Source organism: Pseudorhizobium halotolerans, assembly GCF_902153235.2.
GTDB classification, from domain to species: domain Bacteria; phylum Pseudomonadota; class Alphaproteobacteria; order Rhizobiales; family Rhizobiaceae; genus Neorhizobium; species Neorhizobium flavum.
Map to the genome: position 1 here is coordinate 1 of NZ_CABFWE030000012.1, position 22203 is coordinate 22203.

General features: G+C 59.4%; 29 protein-coding genes and 1 pseudogene. 15 read left to right on the forward strand and 15 right to left on the reverse strand.

The genetic code is table 11. The features are described 5' to 3' along the window. The first annotated feature begins 319 nt into the window (after window positions 1-319). The 3 genes and pseudogenes from FN060_RS23215 to FN060_RS23220 form a co-directional block, all read left to right on the forward strand. Window positions 320-523: a hypothetical protein gene (locus FN060_RS23215; protein ID WP_244665876.1), complete on the forward strand. Its 204-nt coding sequence runs from the start codon at window positions 320-322 to the stop codon at window positions 521-523. Window positions 524-572: 49 nt separating this feature from the next. Then, entirely contained in the window at window positions 573-842 is a 270-nt protein-coding gene (locus FN060_RS18955) for a hypothetical protein (RefSeq protein WP_142589591.1), read from the forward strand. Between the two features lie 20 nt (window positions 843-862). Further along, a pseudogene (locus tag FN060_RS23220) lies at window positions 863-1271 on the forward strand (CusA/CzcA family heavy metal efflux RND transporter); the annotation flags it as partial. Between the two features lie 387 nt (window positions 1272-1658). Here FN060_RS23220 and FN060_RS18960 read toward each other — a convergent pair. From FN060_RS18960 to FN060_RS18990, 10 genes are all read right to left on the reverse strand, one after another. Further along, window positions 1659-2372 carry a DUF6629 family protein gene (locus FN060_RS18960; protein ID WP_142589592.1) on the reverse strand — a complete coding sequence of 238 codons (714 nt, stop codon included), beginning with the start codon at window positions 2370-2372 and terminating at the stop codon, window positions 1659-1661. 332 nt (window positions 2373-2704) lie between these two features. Beyond that, a complete protein-coding gene (locus FN060_RS23225; protein ID WP_280514346.1) occupies window positions 2705-3343 on the reverse strand; it encodes a cation transporting ATPase C-terminal domain-containing protein in 639 nt (212 codons plus the stop codon). Between the two features lie 188 nt (window positions 3344-3531). Further along, the gene (locus FN060_RS23230; protein ID WP_232365665.1) at window positions 3532-3852 is read right to left on the reverse strand and encodes a hypothetical protein; all 321 of its coding nucleotides are present in this window, start codon (window positions 3850-3852) and stop codon (window positions 3532-3534) included. After that, entirely contained in the window at window positions 3852-4169 is a 318-nt protein-coding gene (locus FN060_RS23235) for a cation-transporting P-type ATPase family protein (protein ID WP_244665877.1), read from the reverse strand. Before FN060_RS23235 ends, FN060_RS23230 begins: the two co-directional genes overlap by 1 nt. A gap of 59 nt (window positions 4170-4228) precedes the next feature. Next, window positions 4229-6505 (reverse strand): heavy metal translocating P-type ATPase, encoded by a 2277-nt coding sequence (locus tag FN060_RS18970; protein ID WP_142589593.1) that lies wholly within the window; start codon window positions 6503-6505, stop codon window positions 4229-4231. 50 nt (window positions 6506-6555) lie between these two features. After that, on the reverse strand, window positions 6556-7017 hold the full coding sequence (locus FN060_RS18975) for a hypothetical protein (RefSeq protein ID WP_142589594.1): 462 nt from the start codon (window positions 7015-7017) through the stop codon (window positions 6556-6558). A 69-nt stretch (window positions 7018-7086) separates the two neighbouring features. Continuing rightward, entirely contained in the window at window positions 7087-7209 is a 123-nt protein-coding gene (locus FN060_RS23425) for a hypothetical protein (RefSeq protein ID WP_280514347.1), read from the reverse strand. Between the two features lie 34 nt (window positions 7210-7243). Beyond that, complete coding sequence (locus tag FN060_RS18980; protein ID WP_142589595.1) at window positions 7244-7900, reverse strand: methyltransferase family protein; 657 nt, start codon at window positions 7898-7900, stop codon at window positions 7244-7246. After that, a complete protein-coding gene (locus tag FN060_RS18985) occupies window positions 7890-8147 on the reverse strand; it encodes a DUF2933 domain-containing protein (RefSeq protein WP_142589596.1) in 258 nt (85 codons plus the stop codon). The genes FN060_RS18980 and FN060_RS18985 overlap by 11 nt, the downstream gene beginning before the upstream one ends. Before the next feature lie 197 nt (window positions 8148-8344). Further along, entirely contained in the window at window positions 8345-8749 is a 405-nt protein-coding gene (locus tag FN060_RS18990; protein ID WP_142589597.1) for a hypothetical protein, read from the reverse strand. A 159-nt stretch (window positions 8750-8908) separates the two neighbouring features. Here FN060_RS18990 and FN060_RS18995 point away from each other — a divergent pair, with 159 nt between their 5' ends. The 4 genes from FN060_RS18995 to FN060_RS23245 all read left to right on the forward strand — a co-directional run bounded on the left by FN060_RS18995 (window position 8909) and on the right by FN060_RS23245 (window position 12394). Then, window positions 8909-9787 (forward strand): DMT family transporter, encoded by an 879-nt coding sequence (locus tag FN060_RS18995; RefSeq protein WP_142589598.1) that lies wholly within the window; start codon window positions 8909-8911, stop codon window positions 9785-9787. 194 nt (window positions 9788-9981) lie between these two features. Next, window positions 9982-11034 (forward strand): type II glyceraldehyde-3-phosphate dehydrogenase, encoded by a 1053-nt coding sequence (locus tag FN060_RS19000; RefSeq protein WP_142589599.1) that lies wholly within the window; start codon window positions 9982-9984, stop codon window positions 11032-11034. Then, window positions 10988-11689, forward strand: coding sequence for a hypothetical protein (locus tag FN060_RS23240; RefSeq protein ID WP_244665878.1), 702 nt, complete (start codon window positions 10988-10990; stop codon window positions 11687-11689). Before FN060_RS19000 ends, FN060_RS23240 begins: the two co-directional genes overlap by 47 nt. 51 nt (window positions 11690-11740) lie before the next feature. Beyond that, entirely contained in the window at window positions 11741-12394 is a 654-nt protein-coding gene (locus FN060_RS23245; RefSeq protein ID WP_244665879.1) for an ATP-grasp domain-containing protein, read from the forward strand. Window positions 12395-12530: 136 nt separating this feature from the next. Here FN060_RS23245 and FN060_RS19010 read toward each other — a convergent pair whose 3' ends face one another. The 5 genes from FN060_RS19010 to FN060_RS19025 all read right to left on the reverse strand — a co-directional run bounded on the left by FN060_RS19010 (window position 12531) and on the right by FN060_RS19025 (window position 16463). After that, entirely contained in the window at window positions 12531-13100 is a 570-nt protein-coding gene (locus FN060_RS19010) for a cytochrome c (protein ID WP_244665880.1), read from the reverse strand. Window positions 13101-13194: 94 nt separating this feature from the next. Continuing rightward, window positions 13195-13527 (reverse strand): four-helix bundle copper-binding protein, encoded by a 333-nt coding sequence (locus FN060_RS23250; protein WP_142589600.1) that lies wholly within the window; start codon window positions 13525-13527, stop codon window positions 13195-13197. Beyond that, window positions 13527-13958 carry a DUF305 domain-containing protein gene (locus FN060_RS19015; protein ID WP_142589601.1) on the reverse strand — a complete coding sequence of 144 codons (432 nt, stop codon included), beginning with the start codon at window positions 13956-13958 and terminating at the stop codon, window positions 13527-13529. The genes FN060_RS23250 and FN060_RS19015 overlap by 1 nt, the downstream gene beginning before the upstream one ends. A 434-nt stretch (window positions 13959-14392) precedes the next feature. Further along, window positions 14393-15799: a sensor histidine kinase gene (locus FN060_RS19020; RefSeq protein WP_142589602.1), complete on the reverse strand. Its 1407-nt coding sequence runs from the start codon at window positions 15797-15799 to the stop codon at window positions 14393-14395. Then, window positions 15786-16463, reverse strand: a complete 678-nt coding sequence (locus FN060_RS19025; RefSeq protein ID WP_077546215.1) for a winged helix-turn-helix domain-containing protein — start codon at window positions 16461-16463, stop codon at window positions 15786-15788. Before FN060_RS19025 ends, FN060_RS19020 begins: the two co-directional genes overlap by 14 nt. A gap of 205 nt (window positions 16464-16668) precedes the next feature. Here FN060_RS19025 and FN060_RS19030 point away from each other — a divergent pair, with 205 nt between their 5' ends. The 8 genes from FN060_RS19030 to FN060_RS19060 all read left to right on the forward strand — a co-directional run bounded on the left by FN060_RS19030 (window position 16669) and on the right by FN060_RS19060 (window position 21851). Next, window positions 16669-16947, forward strand: coding sequence for a hypothetical protein (locus tag FN060_RS19030; protein ID WP_142589603.1), 279 nt, complete (start codon window positions 16669-16671; stop codon window positions 16945-16947). A 144-nt stretch (window positions 16948-17091) separates the two neighbouring features. Next, entirely contained in the window at window positions 17092-17343 is a 252-nt protein-coding gene (locus tag FN060_RS19035) for a hypothetical protein (RefSeq protein WP_077546213.1), read from the forward strand. Window positions 17344-17501: 158 nt separating this feature from the next. Next, entirely contained in the window at window positions 17502-17891 is a 390-nt protein-coding gene (locus FN060_RS19040; protein WP_142589604.1) for a hypothetical protein, read from the forward strand. Window positions 17892-17980: 89 nt separating this feature from the next. Further along, window positions 17981-18202, forward strand: a complete 222-nt coding sequence (locus FN060_RS23255; RefSeq protein WP_077546211.1) for a hypothetical protein — start codon at window positions 17981-17983, stop codon at window positions 18200-18202. Beyond that, window positions 18202-19662 carry a TolC family protein gene (locus tag FN060_RS19045; protein WP_077546210.1) on the forward strand — a complete coding sequence of 487 codons (1461 nt, stop codon included), beginning with the start codon at window positions 18202-18204 and terminating at the stop codon, window positions 19660-19662. The genes FN060_RS23255 and FN060_RS19045 overlap by 1 nt, the downstream gene beginning before the upstream one ends. A 13-nt stretch (window positions 19663-19675) precedes the next feature. Beyond that, window positions 19676-21034: a multicopper oxidase family protein gene (locus FN060_RS19050; protein WP_142589605.1), complete on the forward strand. Its 1359-nt coding sequence runs from the start codon at window positions 19676-19678 to the stop codon at window positions 21032-21034. Between the two features lie 32 nt (window positions 21035-21066). Then, a complete protein-coding gene (locus FN060_RS19055; RefSeq protein WP_142589606.1) occupies window positions 21067-21546 on the forward strand; it encodes a cupredoxin domain-containing protein in 480 nt (159 codons plus the stop codon). 20 nt (window positions 21547-21566) lie between these two features. Further along, window positions 21567-21851, forward strand: coding sequence for a copper-binding protein (locus FN060_RS19060; protein WP_142589607.1), 285 nt, complete (start codon window positions 21567-21569; stop codon window positions 21849-21851). Window positions 21852-22203 lie beyond the last annotated feature (352 nt).

Sequence of the window (22203 nt, forward strand, 5' to 3'; positions counted from 1 at the left end):
CGTCGTGGCCCGCTGTTTCTCAAGTTAGATGCCATATTCCATGCGACATTCTCAGATTAACTGCCGTGTATCAAATTAGGCGCCGCGCTATCTAATTGAAAATGTTGAGGCAGATTCTTGCGGTTAACTGCCAAACGAGACGATCCTGGGCGTGCTCACCTTGGGAACCGGCGTCTACTTCCTGGGCATGCGTCCCGCAATGCTTCCCGAGGATATTCGGTTCGCCGGCCTCGACGAGGCGACGTTGCCTCAGCCGTTCCTCGATTGACTCGGTATCGTCTTTCGGACATGGGGCGGCTTCATCACCGGCTTCGGCATCGTGATCATCGGGATAGGTTTTTCGACTTTTGCAGGGGACACCAAATGGCTGCGCTACGGGACAGCCGCGGGTATCCTCCTCGCCTTCGGACGGTTTGCCTACAGCAACGTCGTCATCAGCGGGGATTATTTGATCTTCATCGCGTCGATGTTCGTCGTCGCGCTGATTGCCGCTGCATTTCTGCTCTGGAGGTCCGGGCCATAGTCAGTATGGATCGGCTGTTGAGCAGATGTGAGGGAGGCGCCCGACAAGCATGGGACCGAAGCCTCCCGATCGTGTCGGTCATTCGATCAGCGATCTTGGAACTGCTTGCGTTGCTCAGGATCCAGAGAATTGCCGCTTCGCCGTGGGCATAACCGAGCCCCAATATGACGCCAATCCGGATGTGGCGGCTTTTGTAATTGGGCCACTACTCGTTATAGCGGCGGTGCCGGGGGTGCATCACATTGATGAGGTCGTCGACGCCAGAGCGGTTTTTGATGAACTTGCGGATTCCGGCGTCGCCATCACCGGTCGATTGTAAGGTTTACCAGCTCGTCCACTATGAGCCGAGACATCTTTGTCGGTGCGGCGCTCTCCATTGCGGGAGACATTTACGCGCTGCGCAGGCTTCCACTCGATGCTATTCCCGACCTCTCCAACGTCCACATCATCGTTTTCAACCAACTATCCGGGTTAGGCTCCGCAGGTCGTTGAGGACTAGGTCACCTAGCCCTCACAACCTCTATGCTGACAGTCCCGAAGTCGAAGGTGGTGGGTGGCTTCTCTTTTGGCGTGTCCTTTGTCTGCGTGATCTCGTGAACGGAACCGCCCCCTCCTGGGCGCGCAGTGGCGTGCCCGAATACCTGAACGCCCCAGCTGCCGGTCTGCACGACGGCATTTCTCCGAGCTCGATCTGGGTGCAAACGGCGGGGGCTGGGTCTACCAATATGCCACAATCGCCAAGGAGCCTTAACTGGCTGAGCTGCGTTCGCTTCGGGACTGAGGGTAAGCAGTTCAGGGTAGAACCGTCGCTCGCCGGACGGTTGGTCATTCCATGGCCAGGATCGGTGTCTTTGGCGTGCCCGTCAGCGGGTTGAAGCTCGGCGGGTGCTGGTCCCCTCGCCAAAGAAACAAACCTATCCCTCCCGGCCGTCGTCCGCAATCGCCGGGGCGTTCTTCAGCTTTGCAACATCGATACCGACAAATGCTTCTCTATAATCTGCCACGGCTCGTCCTCCTGTGATAAGGATCGGATCGGCCCGCCCAAGCAACCCTCGGACGCGCGCAGTGTCGGACGAGCCACCTCACCGGTAGAGGCGGACATACGGTCTTACGTTCAACCGTTGGACAGCGCCTATCAAAGCCACGCTTTGGACGGCGCCATTTCCGGGAAAAGCTCCGGACATTCCCGAGCGCATTTGTTCCTCAGGATGATGTAGACCAGATGCAAGGTGGCTAGCCCGGCGAGCAGGCAGAAAAACGATATATAAGCGTAAGTCAGCAAGGTCATATCGATCACCACAACAGCTACGAGTGACAGCGCGAAGTGGCGCAGATGCAGGTAGTGGGACATGGCGGGGGGCACGATGATCAGCAAGACATAGATCACATTGGTCAGTGTGCGGGGCATCAGGTAATCCAGCCAGATTGATTTTTCATAAGCCAGCGACTGGTTGTTGATCTCGACCACCACCATTTCGGAATGCAGTCCGTGCGGGACATAAAGCAGAACGCCGAACACCAGCCCGATCAGTGAAAAGATCAAGAACAACGGTTTGCGCGGGCTGTGATTGGGCTCAATTACGTACATTGAAAACGGCACCCAGATCGGCCACATGAACCAGGTGAAAAAAATGAACCCGAGTGCCCCCCAGAGCACCTGAAACGGATTGCCCCCGGTCATTCCTAGCCAGACATTGCCCTCCATAAATTGTTGTAGTCCCGCAAACAGCGGCATCAGGGCCATCGGCACATAGCGCCAGTTTTTCCGCGCAGCGATGATTGTGATCGCCGTGCCGCCGCCTACCAGAAACACGCTGGCGGCAAAGCTGACCTGAGCTGACAGACACATCCAATTTTCCTCTTTGAATTTTTCAGGTTGGCAGGCCGTGCTTGGTTTCCGGCGCAAGTCTGGCGATAGGTGCTCCGACCGGTCAGACCGAAGTCGGCGAGACTTGGACGCACAGACTACCGCTCACTCATAACACGGCGGCAGTCGCAGCAATACTGAGAACGCGAAGCAAAACAGGCATTCGAGTCACCAGACCCGGACTGATGCTTTGTACCAGCACCTGAGGCTTTTGGTCTACGTCGCGCCTGAACTTGTGCATCAATTCATCCTTCTCGCCCTTTTGGCTCAAGAGGAAGGATCTCTCGCAAGTCTGTACATTCCTACACCGCCAGTTAACCTCTCCGCCGCCGCAGCGTCCGTTTGCTCTCACTGGACCAAAGGACGCTGCTGCCCATCGCGACGCAGACCAGCCACTGCTCGAGCGGCAGGAGGACTGGTCCGGACGCCACATTGAGCGGGCCGAAATTGACGACCGCGACCTGGAGCAGGAATGATATGCCAATTGCCCCCCGCAGCCACCGGTCCGCAAAGAGATGGCCGAAAGCGCTGGTGGTTTCGGAACGCGCACGGTAGCAATTGAAGAGCTGGGCGATAAACAGCACGGTCAACCCGGCCGTGCGTGCCTGATCAAGGCTCTGCGAGCCCTCGACCAGCCCGATCACGCCGGCCCCGACGACACCGAGGAACACGGTCAGAACCTTGCCCATGTGGACGACACCAGATAGCGGAGAAACTTGCGGATGTTGTCGAAAAGGCCGCGCCTCTCGCGACCCGCGATCGACGATGGCGGCAAAATTGTCGCCGGCCAGGATCATCTTGGCCGCCCCCTTGGTGACTTCGGTCCCGGTGATCTCCATGGCGACGCCGATATCGGCTGCCTTCAACGCTGGGGCATCATTGACGCCGACGCCAGTCATTGCCACCACATTGCCGTCGGCCTGCAGCGCATCGGCGATGCGTAGTTTATGCATCGGCGCCACGCAGGCATAGACCGATGTCGTGCAAACCGCGGCCGCGGAACCAGCATCGTCCATTTCGACCGGGTCAGCGCCTTCGTCCCGTTCTCGACGATGCCCAGCAGAGCGGCGATGCGCGATGCGGTGCGTGGACGGTCACCGGGTGATCATCGTCACCCCGATGCCGGCGCGGCGAGCCTCCGCTATCGCGACCGCCGCTTCCTCGCGCGACGGTCGATGATGCCCACCGTGCCGACGAAAATCAGGTCGCGCTCCAGCGTCTCGCTCGCTTTCGGGTCTTCGTCGGCTCCCAGCGGCCGATAGGCGACCACCAGGGTGCGCGACGCCTCGTCCGACAGGCGCTCTACATCGGCGTGCGCGTGTGCTCTCTGCACCTCGTCGGGCGGGACCACGTCCATGCCAATCCGGATCCGGTTGCAATGCTGCATCAGCACGGCGGGCGCGCCCTTTGTGATGGGGATACGTTCGCCGCCATGCTCGTGGTCGCGCTCGATGGTCGACATCACCTTGCGGTCGGAGCTAAACGGGTCGCACCGATACGCTCGAAGCGTTCCTGGCGGCGGTCCTCGACGCCGAGCTTGCGCTCAGCCACAAGAAACGCAGCTTCGGTGGGATCGCCATGGATTTCCCAGGCTCCGTCTTCCGCCTGCCGCAGGCCGGCATTGTGAGCCAGGCTAACTCCGCTCAGGATGACGATCTGCTTTGCGCGAGGCGGTCCTTCCGGCGCTACACCGCCCTCGATCCCCAAGGCGGCCCCGCGGTGCATAGCATCCAAAGCGGCCGCCGTCCTCGTCAGGACGCCATCAAGATCGAATAGCACGGCGTCGCAGTCCCGGGGGCAGAGGATGCAGGACTGAGTCGAGGAGCTGGCGGACGAGTTCACAGTTTGACCCGCTTCAACAATTGCGCGTTGATCGCAACGACGACCGTGCTCGCCGACATGAGCACCGCCCCCACGGCAGGTGTGAGCAGGATGCCCCACGGCGCGAGCACACCGGCGGCGAGCGGAATGGCAAAGATGTTGTAGCCTGCCGCCAGCCAGAGATTCTGAGTCATCTTGCGGTATGTCGCCCGGCTCAGCGTAATAATCCGGGGGATGTCACGAGGGTCGGATCGCACCAGCACGATATGCCCGGCCTCGACGGCCACGTCGGCCCCGGCGCCGATCGCTATCCCGATATCGGCCGTCGCAAGAGCCGGCGCGTCATTCACACCGTCTCCGATCATCGCCACCTTCTTGCCCTGCGCCTGCAACTCGCGAATCTTGGACGCCTTGTCCTCGGGCAACACTTCCGCGAACACGGTGTCAATTCCGAGTTCCTTGGCGACGGCATCGGCCACGGCCTGCGCGTCGCCGGTCAACATGGCGACCTCGATCCCTCGTTCGTGCAGCGCCGCGATGGCCTCGCGACTCTCTTCGCGGATCGCGTCCGCCACGGCGAACACGGCCAGGGCCTTGCCGGAACGGACGAGATAGATCGCCGCCTGCCCACGGTCGGCCGCCGCCCCGGCGGCCTCCAGAAGCGCCGGCGGCACCTGAACATCTTCGGCCCTGAGCAGCGCCGGACCGCCCATATGATACTCCACGCCGTCGATCGTTGCCGCAACGCCCTTACCGGTGATCGCGCGGAATGCGTCGGCGGACGGAACCGCGATGTCTTTGTCTTCAGCGGTCTTCACGATCCCCCGGGCGATCGGATGCTGGGACTCAGCTTCGATGCCGGAAGCGATGCGAAGGGCCTCGTCCTCTGCCAGGCTCTCCGCGACGGACATGGCGACGACCCGGAATTCGCCCAGCGTCAATGTTCCCGTCTTATCGAAAACCACAGTGTCAAGATCGCGCGCCTCCTCGAGCCCGCGCCGGTCCCGCACCAGAAGTCCATTGCGGGCCCCGAGCGTCGTGGATATGGCCACCACCAGCGGCACAGCCAGCCCGAGAGCGTGTGGGCAGGCGATCACCAGCACTGTAACCATCCGCACCACGGAAAAATCAATCGCCGCCCCTGCCAGTTGCCACGCCCCGAAGGTGACGACGGCAGCCCCGATCGCTCCGACGGTCAGAAGCCGGGCTGCCCGATCTGCCAGGTGCTGCGCTCTGGATTTGGAAGTTTGCGCATCGGCCACAAGACGCATGATGCCGGACAGCTTGGTCTTGTCGCCTGTCCCGGTCACTTCGACGCGCAGCGATCCCTCGCCATTGATCGTGGCCGCGATCACCTCGTCGCCTTCCCGTTTTTTCACCGGCCTCGACTCCCCGGTGATCATCGCCTCGTCGATGTCGCTCTCCCCTTTTCGCACCAAACCGTCCGCGGGGATGCTCTCGCCGGGGCGAACGAGCACCAGGTCGCCATTGCGCAACGCGCTGACGGCGACGTTCTCTTCGCCCCCGTCGGTGATCCTCGTCGCGGTATCCGGAAGGAGCTTCGCCAGTTCCTTCAGTGCCCCCTCCGCCTGATTAATGGACCGCATTTCAATCCAGTGGCCGAGGAGCATGATCGTGACCAGCGTGGCCAGCTCCCACCAGAGCGCATCCGCCTCGATCAGCCTGAGCTGAACGACCCATGAGAAGAGGAAGGCGACCGTGATGGCGAGCGAGATGAGGGTCATCATTCCCGGCAGGCGGGACCGAAGTTCTCGCAGCGCGCCTTGGAGGAAGACCAGACCCCCATAGAGGAAGACCACCGTGGAGAGCACGGGACCGATCCAGTCCGATCCGGGAAACTCCGGTGCCCGGTAGCCGAGTAGTTCCTGGATGTGGGCGGACCAGATAACGACCGGCACAGTAAGAGCGAGCGAGAGCCAGAAGCGGTCCCGAAACATCAAAGGGGAGTGGCCTTCGTGCTTATTATGGGACCGGTGGCCCGAATGGCTGGGTGCGGGTTCCGACTTAGCTGGCAACGCTTCTGCCGCTGCATGGCCGTCGTGACCCTCAACGGTTGAAGCAGCAGGCGGCTCGGCGACGCGCCCGGACCGCTGCACCAAGGACTTGATCTCGGCAACCTTGATGCGGGTTTCGTCGTAACGGACCGTGGCTCTTTCGGTCTCGTGATCCACCGAAACGCTTTCAACGCCCGGCACCTCGCCGATCCGCCGTCCCACTTCGTCCTGTCCCAACACTGTCAGCAAGTCGCCGACGTCGATTGCGATTGTTTTCATCGTGTTCTCCTTTGGAGGGCGCCATTACCAGTAGTCACGTGTCCCCGCGTCTATTCGGCTATCTGCCGGACTAGACCCGGATAGCGGTTGACGGCGAGCTTCTGGACAAGCGAGCCATCCAAGGTCACGATCTCCGCAGTGATGCTCCCGTCAGGCGCGGTGCCGATCTCGCCGAGCCTCAGACGGGGATTGCCAAGGTTTGTCAGTTGCTGCTCCAGCAAATCGCGGACGCGGTCCTCCGTCATCTCCTCCGGTGTGCCATGCGGCGTTCCGAGGAGAATGCCCTGGCCACCCATCATGCCGGGCATGCCCATTCCAGCCTGACCGCTCATCATCATTCGCATCATCGGGCACATCATCATGCCTGACATTGGTATCTGACCTGTCATGCCTGGACCCGCATCACCCTCAGGCATTGTCTGACCAGCCATGCCTTCCATCATGCCGGGCATTCCTCCCTGACCCATCATGCGCTGCATCATCTGCATCATCTCTGGCGTCATCATGCCCATGCCCGGCATGCCTCCAGGTGCGGCCGTCGGCTGCTCGTCACCTGGCGTCGCGGGCGCCGGCGGCGATGGCTACGTTTCTGCGGGATGGTGAGTGTCATGCTCCTGTGGATCCGTCTGAGCCGCGACCGACGTCACGGTCCCAAGCAGAAGCAAGCCGGCAAACAGGGCGGCCGGGAAGTTTCGCGTTCTCATGTTTCGTACTCCTTGGTTGATTGGGAAATAGAGATCACCGCCCGCTCGAATTGAGCAGGCCGCCGATCCTCGGCAGGAAAGCCGGAACCTCACTGGCATAGCGGCGGTATTGGTCGCCGAATGCCTCCTCCACCTCGCGCTCTTCGCTTTTGGCAAGACGCCAGTACATCACCAGAAGGACTGGCAGCATCAGACCCGTCACCAGTGTCGGCCACTGCAGGAAAAATCCGATCATGATCAGCGCGAAGCCGACATACTGCGGATGCCGCAATCGGGCGTATGGGCCGGTCGTCGCGAGAATTCCTTTCTTCTGCGCATCGTGCAGCACCCGCCAGGCGGCGGCGATCAGCATGAAACCGCCGCCAATGAAGATGTAGCTCAGCAGATGGAACGGGCTGAAATGCGGATTCATCGACCAGCCGAACAGGGCTGGCCAAAGGTGGCCTGCATCGTGCGAGAGCGGGTCGAAAGCCGGAACGGTGCTGCCGAGCCAGCCTGCCAGCAGATAGAGCGTCAGCGGGAACCCGTACATTTCGGCGAACAGGGCAACGATGAAGGCCGAAAAGGCCCCGAGCGAGCGCCAGTCGCGCGTCGTGGCGGGTTTGAAGAAGCTGAAGGCGAACAGGATGAAGATGCCCGCGTTCAGGGCCGCCAGAAACCACAGGCCGTAGGCGGGGACATCACCGTTCATCGCTACCACCACCGTGACCACCATGGCCGCCGTGCCCTCGATGCATGAAGAAGTGCATGCCGCCGCAGACCAGCAGGAACAAGAGCGGCCAGGCTCCCAGAAGGTGAACCCTGTGCTCGAAAACAAGAAGAATGCCACCAACGGCGAGAAATACGCAGATCGCTAGTCCTGTTGATGTCTTCAGAAACGGCTGCCGCCGGTTCTCGTCTGTCTTTGGCTCGGCGGATGATTGATCGTGCTGGGTCATGATCCTGCAGCCTCATGACGGAGAGGCACCGACAACAGCAGCGAAGAAGCCGCGCCGATCATGCCTGCGGCGTTGGTGGATGCTGGAAAGTGGCAATTTGACGGATGGTTCATGGCAGAATACTCTCGGAAACGTTGCAGGGCCGGACCGGCGGGACCGGTCGGATCAGTCCGGCACGCCGGGAGAGGCGTGCGGGATCAAACGTTCGCGGAGAGACTCGGGGGGTGCAAACCGGGCGACGGTGCGCGGCCGGGATGAACATCATCGGAAAAGCGCGCCACGACTTCAGTGACCGTTTCCGTGCTACTTCCTCCCGCCGAGACCGGCGTGAGGAAGTAGGAACAGACGCTGCCGGTACAACAGGTTGAACCTTGGGCTTCATCGCCATGGCTGCCGCAATCCGGTTCCGCAGTCACGTCCTGACCAATGGACGCAATCTCGATCGAAAGCGATGTTGCCGGCGCGGCATGGTCGCCCATCGGAACATAAGCATGACTCGTCGTCGAGAAGGCGAGCACCAACAGCAGCACCAGCCAGCGCTTCAGGCCCCGCGTCGCACGACACGGGCCCTTTCTGCACTGCCAAGTATTTGCCTGCGACATGCTGTTCCTTGCCGTGTCCAACGGACTTTCTGCGGCCCTCCATGTATGATGGCGTTGCAGCGTCCACACTGATCTGGATCAATTTGACAATGATAGGACGGATTACTCTCGAATGAAACTGCCAGTTCCATGCAAGGGGCGAAACTTGGGGCATGAGCAATGACCATCGGCGCTACCGTCCGCCTTTTGGCGGTCATGGTCCTTTGGGCCACCTGCTTTCCCCTCATCACCATTGGCCTTGACCTTGCGCCGCATCTTGCCTTTGCAGCTCTGCGCGCCGCGCTGGCCGGCGTATGCCTGACTGCACTCGGAGCCTTCTGTCATCGTCCGATACCCGTTGGCGCACGCTCCTGGTTCCTGATCGTCGTGGTCGGGCTGGGGGCGACAACTATGGGTTTCCTTGGCATGTTCCATGCGGCCGAGTTCGTTTCGCCGGGACTGGCGACCGTCATTGCGAACGTGCAGCCAATCCTTGCCGCGGTTCTCGCGTATGTCTTCTTGGGAGAACGTCTCAAAGCGACTGGAAGGATCGGGCTGGCCGTCGGCTTGGCAGGCATCGCGGTGGTCGCGTGGCCGGGCATCGCCGGAGACAACGCCCGAGGCTACTCCCAAGGCATCGCCTACGTCTTGCTAGCCGCCACCGGTGTTTCCATCGGCAATGTCGCCATCAAGCGCCTCACGGGCCAGGTCGATCCCATCATGGCGATGGGTTTCCAGTCGCTCGTCGGTGCGGCACCCTTGGCTCTGCTGTCCATATTGAGGGAAGATGTCTCGCTGCTGACGTGGTCGCCGGAGTTCCTTCTCGTCCTCCTGGCTCTTGCGGTCTTCGGATCGGCGCTTGCATCCTGGCTCTGGTTCGAGTCGCTGGAGCGAGTCACGCTCAGTCAGGCAAACGCGTTCACGTTCCTGGTGCCGATCTTCGGGCTCGGGGTCGGCGCGGCTTTTTTCGGCGAGCGGTTCGAGGCAATCCAAGCCACGGGTATCCTCCTGGTGCTGACTGGAATATTTCTGGTGCAGCGAGGCGCTGCTTCATCCTAGCGACGTAAACGACTCGACTATGATCATCGACAAGGCCATGGTGATGCAGTCGCCATCCGAGATGTTCGCCGAACATTGTCGTTAGGACGGAACCGCACCAGCTTTGCCTGACTAATGGATCAGTTAAACGGGGACGGCGGGCGGCATAAGCCGCAGCGACCATTGTGGAGCGCTCTCGAGGCAAGGAGAAGCAGATGAGCCCAGCAAGAAAGATCCGGGTTGCCGTCAACGGCTACGGCGTGATTGGAAAGCGCGTCGCCGACGCTGTGGCCCTGCAGGACGATATGGAGCTCGCCGGGGTAGCGGATATCAGCGTCGACTGGCGGTCACGCATCGCAGTTCAGAAGGGCTTTCGCCTTCATGGGGCCACTGCACAGCATGCGGAGGCGATGCAGAAAGCAGGTCTGGATATCGCGGGGAATCTCGATGATCTGCTCGCGGCGAGCGATCTGGTGGTTGACTGCACGCCGAAGCGGATCGCGGCTTTGAACGTCGAAATCTATCGACAAGGGGGCATCAAGTTCATCGTCCAAGGCGGCGAGAAACACGAAGTGACCGGACATTCCTTCGTCGCTGAAGCCAGCTATGCGACCGCCCTTAACCGGGACAGCACGCGCGTCGTCTCCTGTAACACCACCTCTATCGTCAGAACCCTCACAGTGTTGAAGCACGCGGGCTTGCTTCGCCGTGCACGCGGGACGCTGCTGCGCCGCGCGACGGACCCTTGGGAAAGTCACCTCGGCGGGATCATGAACACGCTCGTGCCCGAGCCCGAGATTCCGAGCCATCAGGGACCGGACGCGCAGAGCGTCGACCCGGACCTCGATGTGATCACTATGGCGGTCAAGGTTCCGGAGACGCTGGCGCATTTACACTACTGGTCGGTGCAACTGACTCGACCTACCTCAGGGGAGGAGGTTCTCGACGCCTTCTCCGCATCCTCTCGGATCGCTCTGATCCGCATGGATGCCGGATTGTCGGGCCTCAACACGGTCAAGGAACTCATGGCCGATCTCGGTCGCCCTCATGACAACCTCTACGAAGTGGCGCTGTGGTCGGACATGCTGAAAGTCCAAGGAGATGAGCTGTTCTACGCTTACATGGTCGATAATCAAGCGATTGTCATTCCGGAGACGATCGACGCGATCCGAGCATTGACCGGGACGATCAGCCATGCGGAAGAATCGATCGCCAAGACCAATGCAACGCTCGGCATCGGTTTGGTCGAAACATTGGGGAACCGATGATCAACAGATTCCATGCTTCCCTCGGGCTCAAGGCGCGTCTGTTCTCGACGCGGTCATGGTGTCGCGAGCGATGAGCAAAGTGAACTCCTCGTCCTATAATCCGGCTCAAACCCTCTCGGACCGGCTCAACCACAACTGCTTCTGCGTCACGCTCGACCGTCGATCGCTGTGCGGGGCACTGGAGCAAGAGGCTGGCGATCCAGAATTCTGCGAGACGTTCATCCGCCCAAAGGCTCATTTGTTTTCGAACGTTCCGGTTTTCATCTCGGCCAGCGAGGTTGCCAAGATGGAGGGCGTGGTCGCATCGATTGAAACGACGGCCCGGCTTGCCGCTTACAAGGCCGCGGTACTTTCTTGGGCCCCCAAAATCTCGTGGGAGGATCACGGCCCGATTGGTGCCCTGATGGGCTACGATTTCCATCTCGGCGAAGACGGCCCCCGGCTGATCGAGATCAATACCAACGCCGGGGGGGCGTTCCTCAACGCCCTTCTTGCAAGGGCGCAGCGTGCTTGCTGTGCCGAGATGGACATGCCGCTTAACCCGCATGCCTTTGAGGACGTGGCGTTTCGCATGTTCCAGGACGAATGGATGCGTCAGCGCGGAACCGGTGCCGCACGTCGGATTGCCATAGTCGACGACAGGCCGGGTGAATAGTATCTCTATCCTGAGTTCGTGCTGGCGCGGCAAGCTTTGGCCGCTCGCGGCGTGGACGCGGTCATCGCGGACGCCAGCCAACTTCGCCTTGAAGCCGGTCGGCTCAGCCACGAGGGGAAGCCGATCGACCTTGTCTACAACCGGGTCACCGATTTCGCGTTCAATCAGCCGGAGCACAAGGCGCTACGCGACGCCTACCGGGACGGTGCAGTGGTCGTCACGCCGAATCCGCACAACCACGCGCTGCTCGCCGACAAACGGAACCTGTCGCTGCTGTCCAATCCGGCTATGCTCAAAGTTTGGGGATTGGAACCGACACATCTGGCCCACCTCAAATCTGTCCCGCGCACAGTCCTTGTCACTCCCGAGAATGCCGAGGATCTTTGGAAATCGCGTAAGGGCCTGTTCTTCAAGCCGACGGGCGGTCATGGTGGAAAGGCGGTGTATCGCGGCGACAAGGTGACGAAAGGCGTCTGGGCAGAGATCGGGCGGGGTGGCTACGTCGCCCAGACTCTGGTCAAGCCCAGCGAGCGAATGATCAGGATCGACGACGCATTCCAGGCGCGCAAGATGGACGTCAGGCTCTATACCTATCACGGACAGGTGCTCCTGGTAGCCGCGCGCCTCTATCAAGGCCAGACCACGAATTTCAGGACGCCAGGCGGCGGGTTTGCTCCGGTGTTCGTGACCTTTCCGACAGCCTGAAGCGAACCTGCCAACGCAATTCAAACCAAAAACGCCCCTCCTGCATGCCACTTAACCCCAGTAAAATTACCAGTCTCAAAAAAGCCATGAGCGGTAGACGCCGTCCAGAATAATGAGACCTCGTTGGATGGATCTTCTAACGTTGTGGGAGGCGGAACCGCTGGTGGCACGAGGTGCATGTCTGCAACATCATATGGAAGGCGTGTTCTGCAGGAACACTAGCCGCGTCTCGTAACACATGCGCCTTGCGCCCAAAGGGACTGCCAAGGAGCATGCTGCCCTTCATTCTTGTCTCCGGCCCCAGTTCACCCTGGTTCTGTTCTGCCGCTGTCACAAGAGCAGAAGCATAGAGCTCCAGTTCGCGGGCCATCCTTTCGAACTCCTCTGCCGACGCCGCGATGGCATCGGAATTGGCTTTAGAATCACCCGTAGGAGGTTCGTTTCGATAACTCTCGGACAATCGCTCGCCGGATCGCTCCTGGATTGTCTCGGCGGCCACCTGGAAGTCTTTCTGGCTGTACGGTCTTTTGCCGCTGAACATCTCTTCGATAAGCTTGGCAGCGTCCGCCATTGCCTTCATGTCGAGCTGGCGCTCCCAAGCAGGGGCCGCCAGCGCTGCGACTGCGACGATCAGACTGGCGGCCGCCGTCGCCACCGTTTTAGCAGCGTTCATATCCGATGACTTAGGGTTGTCGCTGAACGCCAACCAGATGTTGCCCTTTCAGCTTGGGACCAAAGCATGTTCCGATAGCGCCCGCCGATACCTTGACGGGGAGGATGTCCCCACCCCCCCGTCAGTATCAGGCCGCCATTTTCTCACAGCTATCTGCGCACTTCCTGCAGGCGTCGACGCAGCTCTCCATGTCGCCAAGCCCTTCGCAGTCGTCTGCGCACTGTCTGCAGATTTCAGCGCACTCACGGCATATGTGCTTGTGGTGCTCAGTCCCGAGCAGCATGAAATGCGCGGAAGTCCGGCAGATTTCAGCACAAGCCATCATGAGCTTGAAGTGTTTCGGCTCCGTATGTTGACCGCCCGCCTCAAGGCAGTGACCCATCGCCATCGAGGTGCACTCGCTGTAGCAGGCGAGGCAAGCGTCGATGCAAGTCTGCATCTCGGAAGAAGTATGATGCATCACTTCACCTCCTTCTCGACCCAGGAAGTCAGCTCCTCGATCTCTTTCGTCTGCTCCTCGATAACCTTTTGGGCATTCGCTTTGGTCTCGTCATTGTCGCCATGCTTTAGCTCGACTTCTGCCATGCTAATCGCACCCATGTGGTGAGCAATCATAGCGCAGGCGTAGGCGACATCGGCATCCTCCTTCATCATGCCGTGCATCATGTTCGTGCTCATCGCCTTCATGCCTTCCATCGACTCCTTTTGATGGTCGTGCATGTCGGCCATACCGGGCATGCTCATGTCGTGCCCGCCCAAACCTGCTGGCATAGACATGTCAGACTTGCATTTCTCCGGGAAAGTTAGCTCGGCTGATGCGGTTAGCGGCATGACGGTCGTAGTAGCGAAGAAAACCAGTGTAGCGGACGCGGCTTTGAGAATCTTTTTCATGATCGAACTCCGTTTGATTGGATGGTTGACTATCTCAGACAAAAGAAATTCGTGGAGGCGGGTCGATGGAGACAGCTAGCCGCAGAGGCAGCGTTGTCTGCGTGAAGGATTGAGGCTGGAAACGAATCGCCAAGGGGACGTCAGGCTCTGCCGGCGCTTGCTAGCGTTGGGCAGCAATGAACGTCACCGCAACAACCTGCTATTCCAGAATCATCGGTAGGGTCGTGGTCGTGAGCTCCGGAAATGGTGCCACACTCTTCGAACGACGTGGCAAAAGCTGGATGCATCCCGAACAGGTTGAGCATCACCAACAACGCGGCGGTCATTCGAAGACCCGATCTGATTATGTTCCAGTTGAACATGCCGCAGCTCCAGGATGTGGAGCGGAAACATCAGAAGGCAGGAAAAGTTTCCAATACCCTTTATAACCGCTTCTAGCTGGGAGCTTCGGACACAAGTGAAAGCTCAGGCTTCTTTTCAAGGCTCTTGGCGGAGCTTGCAGAAACAGCCACGCTTACACGCAGTCCTGGGGAGTTGTCAGCCAGTTCAACCTGCGCACCGTGGAGCTCAGCGATCGCCTTCACCATACTGAGCCCTAACCCCGAGCCTACTGTGGTCCTGCTCTTCTCCAGGCGGTAGAAGCGGTCGAGCACCCGCCCCCGTTCTTCCGGCGGTATCCCTGGGCCGTTGTCAGATACGCTAAGGACAACTGCATCCTCCTGTCTTGCAAGGTCAATCAAGATCGAGGAGCCCAAAGGGGTATGACGCATCGAATTGGCCAGAAGGTTTGCCAGAAGCTGCCTGATCAGATCAGGATCGCCATTTATCCAACAGCCAGCCGCTGGTTCTTGCAGCCCCAAGCGGTAACCCTCGTCAGAGGCAATGACGTCGTATGTTTCATAGATATCACGTACCAAAACCTTGAGATCAACCGGCTGAAACTTGGCGGTCCTGCTGCGCGACTCGATTTGCGCGATCCTGAGAACTGCGTCGAAAGTGTCAGCGACAGACCGAAGCTCGGCTAGTCCAGCTTCGATCCCGCCCTTGGCCTCATCGAGAGTATTGGCCCCGAGGGCATCGTCGAGGGTCAGAAATGTCCGGCCTATGGGCGTCTTCAGGTCGTGAGCGATGTCCGTAGAGACCTGTTTTAATGCTTCTACACTCAATTCTAAACGAGAGAGGGCTACGTTGACCTCCGTCGACAAGATGTCGATCTCATCCATACGAGGCGAGACTGGCAATCGTTTTGAGAGTTCGCCGTGTCCGATCTCGTGCGCCGTTCTTGAGAGTGCTGCGATCCTGCTTCGGCTCCGAAAGGTGGATATGGCAGCACCACCAAGCCCTATGGCAAACACTACCGCAGTCGTCCAGCCAAAGCTGATAAGCACGATCCTCGCCAGTTGATCAGTGTCCCCGGAGCTTGCGCCCACCACCAGCTGGTGTCCGCCCAGCTGCCCTCGATAAACCATGTAATGAGATCTACTTTCAGCCTCATCGGAAGGTGTGAGGGTTGAGAAACCTTGGGGAACTGTGCCGATCTCGAAGTTTCCCGCAAGTTTTTCGCCAGCAGGATCCCTTAGGGAGTAGATTGTCTCCTCTCCCCGGATCGCCGGCCCATGGCTTTCCACCATCTCTACAGCTCCGGCGATACCTCGAGCCTCGTAGGCCGTTTCGATCTCCCGGAAACGCTCCATGACATTGTCGTTCAAGCGTTCGTTGAGATACCCCAAAACCATCTGGTAGGCCACCACATTGGCGCTCAGATAGGAGAGTACGAAGAGGCAGGTGTAGATTATAGCGAGCCGCGTCGCTGTACTTTTAAAGAAGCTAGCGTCGCGCATGAACGACGTAGCCAGTGTTGCGGACCGTGTGAAGCAAGGGTGCATCGAAAGGCTTGTCGATCTTTGCCCTTAGTCGACTGATGTGGGTTTCGACGACGGAGCTTTGAGGATCGAAGTTGAAGTTCCACACCCGCTCAAGAAGCATGGTTCGGGTCAGCACCCGGCCCTCATTTCGCATCAGCAGTTCCAGAAGAGTGAATTCCCGAGGCAGCAGCTCAATGTTTTGTCCGGCTCGCTGGGCGCTCCTTTTCACGAGGTTCAGTTCAAGGTCCCCGACCCGAAGCGTCGTCTTTTCGGCCGCAATTGGGGGCCGGCGGACGAGCGCGTTGATGCGGGCGGCGAGCTCTGAGAAAGCGAACGGCTTGATGAGGTAGTCGTCCCCGCCAGCCTCCAGGCCCTCTACACGATCATCGACCCCTCCCATGGAGGTCAAAAACAGGACGGGGGTCTTAACCGAAGCTGCTCTTAGGCTCTTGACGAGGGTAAGGCCGTCCAAGCCCGGGAGCATCCGGTCCACCACCATCACTTCGTAGGAACTATCAAGACCAGCGGAAAGGCCCTCGCGCCCCTCGCGTGTCCAATCCACCACGTGGCCCGCGCTGGACAACCCTTTCACGATGAAGACTCCTGTCTTCTCATCATCTTCAATGAGTAGAATTTTCATGTTTGTTGCGCCTCGCGCGACAGGTGACAATCACCCGGCCCATGGTCCCTGAAGCCCGGAAATTCCGGCAATGTTGCGGCGAATGTCTGCTGTCCGTCCAATGGAAAGAAATCTGACAAATTTGTAAAGTTCACGAAAAACCGTTGAGAACGTGGCCGCCTATCTTGTTCTCGCTGCACCACGCAGCCTGAACAAGGAATAGATCATGAAGCTCACCATGGCGTTTGCCTTCATTGCCTTTGCCGCCACCGCTTCGGCGGCCAGTGCTAACAGCGGCATGAACGCGACCTTCAGCCCTCTCGATGGAATCGTTCAGGGCCATGCATCGGCCGGTGACACCGCTACGTCAGTCTCCAACCCGGACGTAACCTTCCGGGTGCTCCCCAGCGGGGCGGTTGAGCGGACGAACGCGAAATACGGTACCGTCTCGATCTCCGATCCCCGGGCACAGTGGGGAAAAAACCGCTCTCGCGACGATCGCTGAGCGATTAGCTACGGCAGGTCTTTGGTCCTTTCCCAGGGAGCGAATGACTGCTTGTCCGCAGATGCGGCGACTTCATCTTCGCACATGCGGCAACTTTGCGCCCGTCATAGGGCTGGCGCTTCTTTCAAACAGACAGGAAAACACATGACAAAGTTCTCTCTCGCCCTCGCCGCAACATTTGCCTCGATCTCATTTGCCACCGTTGCAGTTGCCCAGGAGGGCACCTACTACGAAGGTATCGGATCTCAGTCTCGGAATGGGGCCCAGGAAGGCGCAGCTCGGGATTACGGTCATACCGGCTCCATTGCCCGCGCGCATGACCAAGCCCCGCTTTCGAGCCCGGAACCGACCTTGAACAGCGGGGACTACTACCAGGGCGCTGCACGCCCGCAGTAGCTAGTTTCAGGCGCGGCTCGCAAGCTCGCTCCTCCGGATCGGCACCAGGGCAAGGCTGCGGCGTTGTCCTTGTGCCACACACACGACGTGAAGCTGGCGTTATGGAAGCCGGTCCATTGACAAGGGTCTCTTCTGGCGATTCTGGGGAAATGAGTGGGATGTCGAGAATCACATCGAGAGCGATGCTGTTGATCGTCAGACTGGTGGTAGTTCTATCACTGGCTGGCTACAGCATTTCCGCTGTCAATGCTGCGATGCACCCCTCATCTTCTTCAGCCTCTGTTTCAATGATCCAGAATGTCCATTCATCACATGGTGCTCACAAGCACCATGTTCTGCTGGAAGATGGACTTCATGCCGATCAAGGTGACGAAGCAAGCAAAGGCAGCTCATCGAAGACCTGTTGCCAGGACTACTGTGGCGTGTTTGCGATCACTTGCGCGATGCCGAAATTTGCCCATCCTCAGGTCGAGTCCATCACGGACTACATGAACGACGTGAGAACATTCGGCGAATCGCCCGCCCTTCATCGCCCGCCTAACATCTGAGATGGAGCTCCCCGCTATGCGGGTATTGCCGTACCTTCACGCGCGCTAACGCTGGGTACCATTGCGACTGCTTTTTCTTGGATTTTCACATGAAGCTTACGTTTCTCGTGGTTGCCTTTCCGCTCTTTGCGAGCGGATGCGCTTCCACTCTGCCCGAAGTCGTAGCATCGGCAGGCTACCCTGATTCCGTGACCGACGTGCGTCCGGTCCGGTATCAGAGCCCTATAGGGGCATACACCCACAGGGTACCCGTAGACCCCAAACCGTGGCGCGGCCTCAACGACGCTCAAGCTCCGAAGGGAGGAGCATAATGCTCGGCCGGAAAATCAAGATACTGTCCACATTGGCGTTGCCGCTGTTTGCTGCAGGTTGCGTATCGACCAGCTACTCTGCCAAAGATGCCGGGTTCCTTAGTGCTTCCCTGAAAGCTGGAGAAGCAACCGGAAAGCAGACGGTGTGGGTCCAGAACCAGCAGCATGCGCAAGTGGTTCGCGACCGCGTCAAGACGCTGATGGCAAAAAAGACGATTGACGTCGAGACCGCAGTTCAGGTTGCACTTCTCAACAACAAGGGTCTGCAAGCCGCCTATTCGGATCTTGGTGACAGTGCTGCTGATGCGTGGCAGACCCAGCTTTCGGTGTTTCCCACGTTCTCAGTCGGCCTTTCCGGTATCGGCACGCCCGGACTGGAAGCCTACAGGGTCCTGGAAGGAGCCATCGCGGCAAACATCCTCGCCCTTGCCACCTACGACAAGAACATCAAACTAGCAGAGACGCGGTTCCGTCAGGCCCAGCTCAACGCGGCCTTAGCCACCATATCGCTTGCGGCAGACACTCGTCGTGCATGGGTCAACGCCGTCGCAGCATGGGAAAATGTGGCCTATCTAAACCGCGCTCGTGCGGCGGCAGAAGCCGCTTCGGATCTCACCCAGAAGCTCGGGGAAGCAGGTTCGATGCCCAAGGGTAATCAGGCCCGAGAGCACGTGTTCTATGCTGAGCTGACGGCTGATGCCGCCAAAGCGAAACTTTCTGCACGGCTGGCGAAGGAAGAACTAATCCGACTGATGGGGCTGTCCGGGACCGATATCGAGTTCCAGATACCCAACCGGCTGCCGTCGCTACCAAAGGCTTTGATAAAGCGTAACGACATTGAAGCTGAAGCTATCCACAAGCGGATGGACCTCCAAGTAGCGCGCCTCGAGCTACAGGCCCTTGCCCAGTCCTACAAGCTAGATGATGCCACCAGGTTTGTGACGGATATCGAGCTGGTTGGGACAGTGGAGAAGGAGCGCGAGCGTGAAGATCATGGAATCGTGTCGGAGGTTTCCAGAACGGCCTCTTTGGAGTTCACGATCCCGATCTTCGATTCGGGCCAAGCACGGCTTCGCAAGGGCGAGCTTGCATACATGCGGGCGGCAAACCAGCTTGCGGAGCTGGCAGTTAACGTCCGCTCCGAAGCGCGCTCCGCCTATCAGGCGTATCGGGCGAACTATGACATTGCGCGCCACTACAGAAACAACGTTCTGCCATTGCGCAACGCCATCGACGAGCAGTCACTCCTGACCTACAACGGCATGCTCACAAGCACTTTCGAGCTGATCTCGGATAGTCGTGACAGCATCAATTCAACCCTCCTCGCAGTCAACGCAAAGAGAGACTTCTGGCTGGCCGAGGCAAACCTTGCACCCGCTCTGTATGGCGGAAGTGCCGGTGCGCCTTCCGGTGAGACCGAGGTCGCCTCGGCGGAAGCGGCCGAAGGCGGCGGGCATTGAAAAGGAAAACATGATGTTTAGCAGAAGACAGTTACTTGGCGCCGGCGCGGCGGGAGCGGCGTTGGTTTCGTCCCAGGCATGGGGACAGACCTCAAACATGGGCCTGCCGGAAGCCGCGCTGATGGATTCGGCAGCGACCCAAACGCCAGTCAGGCCATCCACCGGGCCTGACTATAACCCGGTCGTGACGCTCAACAGCTGGACCCTACCGTTCCGGATGAACAACGGGGTGAAAGAATTTCATCTGGTGGCAGAGCCGGTCGAGCGCGAGATGGCGGAAGGCATGACCGCCTATCTCTGGGGCTACAACGGACAGTCTCCAGGACCGACAATCGAGGCCGTCGAAGGCGACCGCGTGCGGATCTTCGTCACCAACAAGCTGCCAGAGCACACGACCATCCACTGGCACGGTATGATCCTGCCATCGGGCATGGACGGCGTTGGCGGGTTATCTCAGCCGCACATCCCGGTCGGGAAAACGTTTGTCTATGAGTTCGACATCGTGAAGTCTGGCACCTTTATGTACCACCCGCATTCGGACGAAATGGTTCAAATGGCGATGGGCATGATGGGCTTCTTCGTGGTTCACCCCAAGGACCCGAAGTTCATGCCGGTCGACCGCGACTTCGTCTTCCTTCTGAATGCCTTTGACATCGAGCCGGGCTCCTATGTCCCGCGCATCATGGAAATGACGGACTTCAACCTCTGGGCCTGGAACAGCCGCGTCTTTCCCGCCATCGACCCGCTTGTGGTTTCGAAGAACGACAGGGTCCGCGTGCGCGTCGGCAACCTGACGATGACCAACCATCCTATCCACATGCACGGCTATGACTTCGAAGTCACCTGCACGGATGGTGGATGGGTTCGGCCGGAGGCGCGCTGGCCGGAGGTCAGTATCGACATCCCGGTCGGCGCAATGCGGGCCTACGAGTTCGACGCGAAGTATGTCGGCGACTGGGCGATCCACTGCCACAAGTCGCACCACACCATGAACGCCATGGGCCACGATATCCCGACCTTCATCGGCGTCGACAAAAAAGAGGTCGCCAAGAAGATCCGGCAGTTCCGGCCCGAGTACATGCCGATGGGTACCGCAGGCATGGCGGACATGGGTGAAATGTCGATGGAGATCCCGGAGAACACGGTTCCCATGATGAACGGGTGGGGACCGCATGGCCCTATCGAAATGGGTGGCATGTTTTCGGTGGTAAAGGTCCGCGAGGGAATCTCGGCGGGCGATTACAGCGATCCGGGCTGGTACGAAAATCCGCCCGGCACGCAGGCTTGGGAATGGACGGGAGCTCTCCCCGAACCGGCCACGGCCAATGATGCGAAGACGCAGGTCCCGACAAAGCACACCAACCACGGCTGACCGCAGGTCAGCCAATGAACGAAGGAAAACGCATGAGAAACGCATTTTTTGGCCTGCTTCTGGCCACCCTCGCAACGCCCGCACTCGCGGCCGGAAACCATGCCGGGGGACATGGCGAGGCCATGGCCGTGGGAGAGCCGGGAGAGAAATCCAAGGCCACGCAGACAATCCGGGTGACCATGAAGGAAACCGAAGACGGTCGGATGATCTTCACGCCTAGCGAATTCAAGGTCCGCAAGGGACAGACCATCCGCTTCACAATCAAGAACGCAGGGGAGCTCGATCATGAGTTCGTCCTCGACGATGAGAAGGGCGTCATGGAGCATAAGGCGCTCATGGAGAAGTTCCCGGAGATGGAGCACGACGATCCGAACGCGATCCGGCTCGAGCCAGGCAAGTCGGGTGAGATTGTCTGGAAGTTCACGAACGACGGCGTCTTCAAGGTAGCCTGCCTCGTTCCCGGTCACTACGACGCCGGTATGCACGGCGACGTCACCGTCGCCAAGAAGTAAGCAACGAAAGGAACGTCCCAATGAAAATCATTCTCAAATTAGCGATTGCCGCTGCCTTGACCTTGGGTGCCGCCGCTGGTGCGTTTGCCCAAGAGTTCACAAAAGGTACAGTCAAGAAGGTCGATAGCAAAGCCAAGAAGGTGACGCTCATCCATGAAGAGCTGAAGAGCCTCGACATGCCGGCGATGACGATGGTCTTCGTTGTGCCGGACGAGGCTATGCTGGGCAAGATGAAGGAAGGCGCGACGGTTGAGTTTGTCGCCGACCGCGTCAATGGCAAGCTGACCGTCACCCAGGTGAAGTGACGCCGGGGCCGCCTCCGGCGAGAGAACCGGGGCGGCCGTACCTGGAGGAAGTACGACATGAAGCGAAGGCAATTCGTCTGCATGGCCGTTTCGGCGGTGCTTATACCAGTAGCGGCGTTCGCGAAGGATGTTGCTATGATCGTTCACAAGTGTCGGATGGCACTTAACCGGGTTCTTCCTCACTTTGTGTGGTTCATTCGCCGTTAGCGAGGTTTTGGCTATGGGCGGGCATGCGAACGAAATCGAAATGGTCGCCCGGTCCAGGGGTCAAAGTACTGGGTGTCGCGCTCACCGTTGATCACGGTTGGGTTGTTTCCGCAGCTGGATCCAAGATCGGAGTATGCCCCGATTG

Coding starts and splice junctions, on each gene's coding strand:
- FN060_RS19025 (WP_077546215.1), bottom strand. CDS start 16,463: ATGAAAATTCTACTCATTGAAGATGATGAGAAGACAGGAGTCTTCATC.
- FN060_RS19020 (WP_142589602.1), bottom strand. CDS start 15,799: ATGCGCGACGCTAGCTTCTTTAAAAGTACAGCGACGCGGCTCGCTATA.
- FN060_RS19055 (WP_142589606.1), top strand. CDS start 21,067: ATGAGAAACGCATTTTTTGGCCTGCTTCTGGCCACCCTCGCAACGCCC.
- FN060_RS19040 (WP_142589604.1), top strand. CDS start 17,502: ATGTCGAGAATCACATCGAGAGCGATGCTGTTGATCGTCAGACTGGTG.
- FN060_RS23240 (WP_244665878.1), top strand. CDS start 10,988: ATGCAACGCTCGGCATCGGTTTGGTCGAAACATTGGGGAACCGATGAT.
- FN060_RS18995 (WP_142589598.1), top strand. CDS start 8,909: ATGACCATCGGCGCTACCGTCCGCCTTTTGGCGGTCATGGTCCTTTGG.
- FN060_RS19050 (WP_142589605.1), top strand. CDS start 19,676: ATGTTTAGCAGAAGACAGTTACTTGGCGCCGGCGCGGCGGGAGCGGCG.
- FN060_RS23225 (WP_280514346.1), bottom strand. CDS start 3,343: ATGCATAAACTACGCATCGCCGATGCGCTGCAGGCCGACGGCAATGTG.
- FN060_RS23255 (WP_077546211.1), top strand. CDS start 17,981: ATGAAGCTTACGTTTCTCGTGGTTGCCTTTCCGCTCTTTGCGAGCGGA.
- FN060_RS19060 (WP_142589607.1), top strand. CDS start 21,567: ATGAAAATCATTCTCAAATTAGCGATTGCCGCTGCCTTGACCTTGGGT.
- FN060_RS19015 (WP_142589601.1), bottom strand. CDS start 13,958: ATGAAAAAGATTCTCAAAGCCGCGTCCGCTACACTGGTTTTCTTCGCT.
- FN060_RS23230 (WP_232365665.1), bottom strand. CDS start 3,852: ATGTCGACCATCGAGCGCGACCACGAGCATGGCGGCGAACGTATCCCC.
- FN060_RS19045 (WP_077546210.1), top strand. CDS start 18,202: ATGCTCGGCCGGAAAATCAAGATACTGTCCACATTGGCGTTGCCGCTG.
- FN060_RS18990 (WP_142589597.1), bottom strand. CDS start 8,749: ATGTCGCAGGCAAATACTTGGCAGTGCAGAAAGGGCCCGTGTCGTGCG.
- FN060_RS19035 (WP_077546213.1), top strand. CDS start 17,092: ATGACAAAGTTCTCTCTCGCCCTCGCCGCAACATTTGCCTCGATCTCA.
- FN060_RS18955 (WP_142589591.1), top strand. CDS start 573: ATGGGACCGAAGCCTCCCGATCGTGTCGGTCATTCGATCAGCGATCTT.
- FN060_RS18975 (WP_142589594.1), bottom strand. CDS start 7,017: ATGGGCATGATGACGCCAGAGATGATGCAGATGATGCAGCGCATGATG.
- FN060_RS18960 (WP_142589592.1), bottom strand. CDS start 2,372: ATGTGTCTGTCAGCTCAGGTCAGCTTTGCCGCCAGCGTGTTTCTGGTA.
- FN060_RS18970 (WP_142589593.1), bottom strand. CDS start 6,505: ATGAAAACAATCGCAATCGACGTCGGCGACTTGCTGACAGTGTTGGGA.
- FN060_RS23425 (WP_280514347.1), bottom strand. CDS start 7,209: ATGAGAACGCGAAACTTCCCGGCCGCCCTGTTTGCCGGCTTGCTTCTG.
- FN060_RS23250 (WP_142589600.1), bottom strand. CDS start 13,527: ATGCATCATACTTCTTCCGAGATGCAGACTTGCATCGACGCTTGCCTC.
- FN060_RS19030 (WP_142589603.1), top strand. CDS start 16,669: ATGAAGCTCACCATGGCGTTTGCCTTCATTGCCTTTGCCGCCACCGCT.
- FN060_RS19000 (WP_142589599.1), top strand. CDS start 9,982: ATGAGCCCAGCAAGAAAGATCCGGGTTGCCGTCAACGGCTACGGCGTG.
- FN060_RS18985 (WP_142589596.1), bottom strand. CDS start 8,147: ATGACCCAGCACGATCAATCATCCGCCGAGCCAAAGACAGACGAGAAC.
- FN060_RS18980 (WP_142589595.1), bottom strand. CDS start 7,900: ATGAACGGTGATGTCCCCGCCTACGGCCTGTGGTTTCTGGCGGCCCTG.